The organism is Phycisphaerae bacterium, from assembly GCA_035384605.1.
In the GTDB taxonomy this organism is placed as follows: domain Bacteria; phylum Planctomycetota; class Phycisphaerae; order UBA1845; family PWPN01; genus JAUCQB01.
The window spans coordinates 1-5,579 of sequence record DAOOIV010000188.1 but is presented as its reverse complement, the minus strand read 5'-3'; the positions used below and the strand labels follow the sequence as shown (position 1 = coordinate 5,579).

The window sequence follows — 5,579 nt, the reverse complement described above, 5'->3', positions numbered from 1 at the left end:
TCGTCGACACGATCCATGTGACGCACCCGGCCACCACCGGCCAGCCGCTGGAGATTGTCGTCGGGCAATAGGGGCTGAGATGGATAGTTGAGGAAAGGAGCGGCCTATATCTGCCCTACAATTGCAGGTACATCGCCACACATGTTTAGTCCCTTCCGTCGCGACTGGTGCGCATTTTGCGCGCATGTTTCTGGATCGCAGACCACTTGGGTTGCGGCCCGCAAGAAGGCGGTCCGCCTTAGGAAAGCCCTTGTGGATTGGACGTCCTGTGCCGAATCAACGCTGTCTCCGGAGCTCACCGACGGTGGGTTCACGGGCGACGGCAAAACACGGCCCATTCTCAATTCTCCACTCACAATTCTTCATTCCCTGTGCGTTGCCCTACCCAGCGCTGGGGTTGAGTCGGGTCTTGACTTTGCCGAAATGTGGTATATACTGATAGTCTCCTGGCAATGGTTGCCGGGATTCGAAGGGAGTCCAGCGATGATCGCCAGATACAGCCAGTCTTGGACCATGCAGGCGGACGCGTGCGGACCGCGCGCTCGCCATGCCCAGGGGGCGGTATTTTGCGGTACGCCGGTCAAGGGCATTAATTGCCGAGGTGAACCGTAGGGCTGAATTGAGATTCCGAAGAATTTCCAGGCCTTGCGGTTCACCGGAATCGCAAGGCCTTTTTGTTTGAGTCGGATTCTCGGCGCTTTCAGAGCGCGCGAGAGTGACCGTGTTTTGACATGCCGGCGGCATGATGGGGAGGCTTTGCGCGCCGGCAGACGGTGATTGAAGGGCGGAGGCTCGCTCGCGCGTGCGAGCGCCGGCTTCTGCAAGGTTCTGTTACCAGGGCAGCCCGCAGGGAAGCGGGCTGCCCGCGGAGTGTATGCCATGGCGACTCTGACCCGTGCTGCGTCGGGCGCGAAGTACCGAACCGACTCTTCGGCCATGACCACCGTGCCCGCGCGAGTCGTCTTCTATGAAGGGCAGCGAATCTACTTCAGCCCGATCGAGCCTGAAGATGAGCCGCTGGTGCGCCGGTTCATCAACGATCCGGGCAACTGGCAAGGCCTGATGCATCGCGGTCCGGTCAACTCCTGTCGCGAGCGGGAGTGGGTCGAGTCGCTCGGACGCGACGAGAAGGACTGTGTGTTCGGCATCGTCGTCCGCGAAGGCGACCGCCTGATCGGCGTGACCGGCCTGCACAACATACACGCCGTCAATCGCAGCGCGAGTTTCGGGATCAACATCGGCGATCGGACCTTTCAGAACAAGGGCTACGGCACGGAGGCCACATTGCTGTGCCTGAGATACGGGTTTGAGGAACTGAACCTCAACCGCATCGCCTTGTCGGTGTTCTCGAACAACCCGCGGGCGATCCGGTGCTACCAGAAGGCAGGCTTCGTCCAGGAAGGCTGCCTGCGTCAGGCCGTCTTTCGGAACGGGCGGTATGAGAATGAATACCGGTTCGCGGTACTCAGAGAAGAATGGGAACTGGGGCGGCAAAGATGATCTCGGTCGGGGTGACTCGTTGGATGGCGGGCCGGGCCGGCAGTCATTGGGCAATCGCCCAGTCCTGCAGGTCCGGCCCCGCCAGGCGGGGTGAACGCGAGATGAGGGCCTTCTCGCCTGGAACAGTGTTGTGGCCCGGGCGTTGCAGAGACAGGAAGCGATTTCTCCGGTTGCTCAAAGCAGCTCGGCAGGGAGCTTTTCGTCGGTGTCCGCGGCGGCGTTTTCGCGATCGACCGGCACGTCGCGACGACTGACAGGCTGGGTTTCGGCAGGTTGAGCGGACGGGCTGCGGGCCGCTGATCTCAGTTCGGCAGGCGGCGGATACTCCGGCGGGCGTGACGCGTGCGCTTCGATGGACTCACCACCGGCCCGGACCTCAAACAGTGCATGGGCATAAGATCGCCAGTCATCGAGCACATCCCGGTCCACCCGGTACCACAGGAACCGTCCCTGTCGCTGAACCGTGACCAGTCGGGCCTCCTGAAGCAGCCTGAGGTGGAACGATACGGCGTTGGGGGCCAACGACACAAGACGGCCCAGATCACCGGCCACCATTGGCTCGCTGCACAAGGCTGCAATAATCCGGCGGCGGTTCGGGTCGGCCAAGGCCTTGAAGATCTCGTCGTGCCGATCGTCCATGCTTCAGGCTTCCTTGAAACAAGAGTCTACGAGGCGGAAGCTCCATGTCAAGTAACAAGACGGGTGACGCTTCCCCCTTCACAAGTGGGACCATGGGAAGCCTCCGCTCGGCCCGAAATCCGTTTCGGGCTGCGAGTCTTGGCGGAATCCTTTCCGCATTCGCTGAAAATGAGGATGGGAATCCTCAACACGGAGAACCCCAGAAGATTTTGGGGCCAGCGGAGTCTTGGCGGAAGCGGAAGGCCCGAGAAGAAGGGTTGATCGCCCAACCGGGACGGGTCGGCATGCCCGCCCAGACTGTCGCGCACCCAAGCCGATGGTTGCAGCTCAATTTGCCACGATATTGACCATCCGGCCGGGGATGCAGATGACCTTGCGGACGGTCTTTCCGGCCAGTAGCTTGCGGACCTGTTCGTCGGCCATGGCCGCGGCTTGCATGGCCGATTCAGACTGGGCCTGGTCAGCCGGCAACTTGATCCGCGCGCGGACCTTGCCGCTGATCTGCACCGGGATCTCAACCTCGGCCTCGACGCACAGGGCCTCGTCGTAGGTAGGCCAATCCTCGAATGCAATCGATCGCTTCCAGCTTGAGCCCATCATCCGTTGCCACAGCTCTTCGCACAGATGCGGGGCGATGGGCGCCAGCAGCTTGAGGAACGGTTCGGCCACTTCACGAGGCAACAAGTCGCCCTTCATCGCGTTGTTCAGCTCGATCAGAGCGGCGATCGCGGTGTTGAAACGCAGGCCTTGCATGTCGCCGGTCACCTTGCGGATCGTGCGGTGCAACAGGCGTCGCAACGAATCCTCGGCCGGCGAATTCGTCAGCTTCAGCGATCCGTCCTCGGCAATGAATCTCCGCCAGACTGCCTGCAGGAACCGGCTCATGCCGACGATGTCACGGGCATTCCACGGCTTGCTTGCTTCCAGCGGGCCCATGTACATCTCATAGATCCGCAGGGTGTCGGTGCCGTATTCGTGGCAGATGTCGTCGGGAGCCACGGCGTTCTTGAGGCTCTTTCCCATCTTTCCCAGGCTTCGAGAAAGAACCTCGCCGGTGGACCGTCGCACGAACCGGGCGTCCTTTCCCTCGCTCCGTTCCTCCACGTCGCGAACATCGACGTACATGCCACGGGCATCCTGGTACGCATAGGCTTGGATGTATCCCTGGTTGAACAGCCGCCCGAACGGCTCGGGCGAACTGACATAGCCAAGGTCGAAAAGCACCTTGTGCCAGAACCGCGAGTAGAGCAGGTGCAGCACGGCGTGCTCCGCGCCGCCGACGTACAAATCGACGCCGCCGCACGGCGGTGCGCTTGGACGGTTCACAGGCGCCATCCAGTACTTCTCGATTTGGGGATCGACGAACGCCCGGTCGTTGCGGTTGTCGAGATACCGCAGATAGTACCAGCACGAGCCCGCCCATTGCGGCATGGTGTTCAGCTCGCGGCAGAATTCCCGCACGTCGAGGCCGGACGGCGGAGACTGACCGGGCTTGAGCAGCTTGACCGTGCCGGCATCGGTCACGTAGCCGCGAACGCTGACCCAGTCTTTCGCGCGCCCGAGCGGAGGCGCGGGGGGGGCGTTGGGATCGTCCGAGGCTTGTGGCCTGTAGTCGTCGATCGCCGGCAGTTCCACCGGCAGCTCGCTCTCGTCCAGTGCCAACACCTCACCGGTCTTGGTGTCGTGTACGATGGGGAACGGTTCGCCCCAGTAGCGCTGACGGCTGAACAGCCAGTCTCGAAGCTTGTAGTTGACCGCTCCCTTGCCGAGCCCCTTCTCTTCAAGCCATGCGGTGATCCGCTTCTTGAATTCGGGTGTGCTCAACCCGTTGAACCGGCCTGAATTGACCGCCGTGCCGTCTCCGGTGAACCCTCGCCAATCCTCCCCGCCGGGCGGCTGCACGACCTGCACGATCGGCAGGTTGAACTTCAGGGCGAACTGGAAGTCGCGGGTGTCGTGGGCGGGAACGGCCATGATCGCCCCGGTGCCGTAACCCATCAGCACGTAATCGGCCACCCAGATTGGAATCTTCTCGTTGTTGACGGGATTGATCGCATAGGCACCCGTGAAAACGCCGGTCTTCTCCTTATTATCCGCGGTGCGATCCAGATCGGATCTGTGTCTTGCCTCCTCGACGTATGACTGCACGGCTGCCCGCTGTTGCCGCGTCGTGATCCGGGCGACAAGCTCGTGTTCCGGCGCCAGGACCATGTAGGTTGCCCCGAACAGCGTGTCCGGTCGCGTGGTGTAAACGCGGATGACCTCCTCGGAGCCATCGACGGCGAAGTCGACCTCGGCGCCTTCGCTGCGGCCGATCCAGTTGCGCTGCATGAGCTTGATGGCCTCGGGCCAGTCGACCATATCCAGATCGCGTTCCAGCCGGTCGGCGTACCTGGTGATGCGCAGCATCCACTGCCGCAATGGCCGCCGGTAAACCGGGTGATTACCTCGATCGCTGCGGCCCTCGTTGGTGACCTCTTCATTGGCCAAAACCGTTCCGAGGGCCGGGCACCAGTTGACGGGGATCTCGTCGATGTAGGCCAGCCGCTGCCCGTCGATGACTGACCGGCGCTCGTCCGGGGACAGTTCCTCCCACTTGCTCAGCCCGACGGGGCGACCCGTGATCGCAGAGGTAGTCGGCCACGTGGCCACTTTTCCATCCGGCGTCACCGCGAGCATCCCCTGCTCCAGCTTGTGGATCAACTCGTCGATCGGCCGGGCGGCGTCCGCCTCGGGGTCGTACCAACTGTTGAACAGCTTGAGGAAGATCCACTGCGTCCACTTGTAGAATCCGACGTCGGTCGTGGCCAGTTCGCGGTCCCAGTCGTAGCCCAGGCCGAGGCGCTGCATCTGGGCCCGCATGTTGTCGATATTCTTCTGGGTGGTTTCGCGCGGCGGCACGCCGTGTTCGACGGCGAACTGCTCGGCCGGCAGGCCGAACGCGTCGTAGCCCATCGGATGCAGAACGTTGTAACCGCGCATGCGCAGGAAGCGAGCGTAGATGTCGGTGGCAATGTAGCCCAGGGGATGGCCGACGTGCAGACCCACGCCGCTGGGGTACGGGAACATGTCCAGCACGTAGAACTTCGGCTTGGCCGGGTCAAAGTCGGCGTCTCCCGGCTGAGGTGTGCGAAAGGTCTTCTGCTCGATCCAGTACTTCTGCCATTTTGCCTCGATGGCGGCGAAATCATAACGCCCGCGTTCCGAACTCATCACTGCCTCTCTTCGGTTCGATCACCCCCCCGGCTTCGACGACCATGGTCGGCTCCCGGCGGAGGCAAACATGATACCCCCCGTTCCTGGTGCGAGCAAAAGACATGGCTCGACGCGGTTCGCCCGCAGTCGCGGCTCGACGCACTTGGCTGGAACACCGCGTCCTGCTAGACCCAAAACAAGCGAACTCCGGTGGCAGTTTTGCGCGATCGGCGGCCGATCGCCGC

3 protein-coding genes are annotated in these 5,579 nt (G+C 62.5%); 1 reads left to right on the top strand and 2 read right to left on the bottom strand.

Going from position 1 to position 5,579, the window contains the following annotated elements; all coding sequences use genetic code 11:
* Nucleotides 1-879 precede the first annotated feature (879 nt).
* Nucleotides 880-1,500, top strand: coding sequence for a GNAT family protein (locus PLL20_21415; GenBank protein HPD32558.1), 621 nt, complete (start codon nucleotides 880-882; stop codon nucleotides 1,498-1,500).
* Between the two features lie 174 nt (nucleotides 1,501-1,674).
* Here the strand turns inward: PLL20_21415 and PLL20_21410 are convergent, their stop codons facing one another.
* On the bottom strand, nucleotides 1,675-2,139 hold the full coding sequence (locus PLL20_21410; GenBank protein HPD32557.1) for a metalloregulator ArsR/SmtB family transcription factor: 465 nt from the start codon (nucleotides 2,137-2,139) through the stop codon (nucleotides 1,675-1,677).
* A 327-nt stretch (nucleotides 2,140-2,466) separates the two neighbouring features.
* Complete coding sequence (gene leuS, locus PLL20_21405; GenBank protein ID HPD32556.1) at nucleotides 2,467-5,352, bottom strand: leucine--tRNA ligase; 2,886 nt, start codon at nucleotides 5,350-5,352, stop codon at nucleotides 2,467-2,469.
* Between the last annotated feature and the right edge of the window lie 227 nt (nucleotides 5,353-5,579).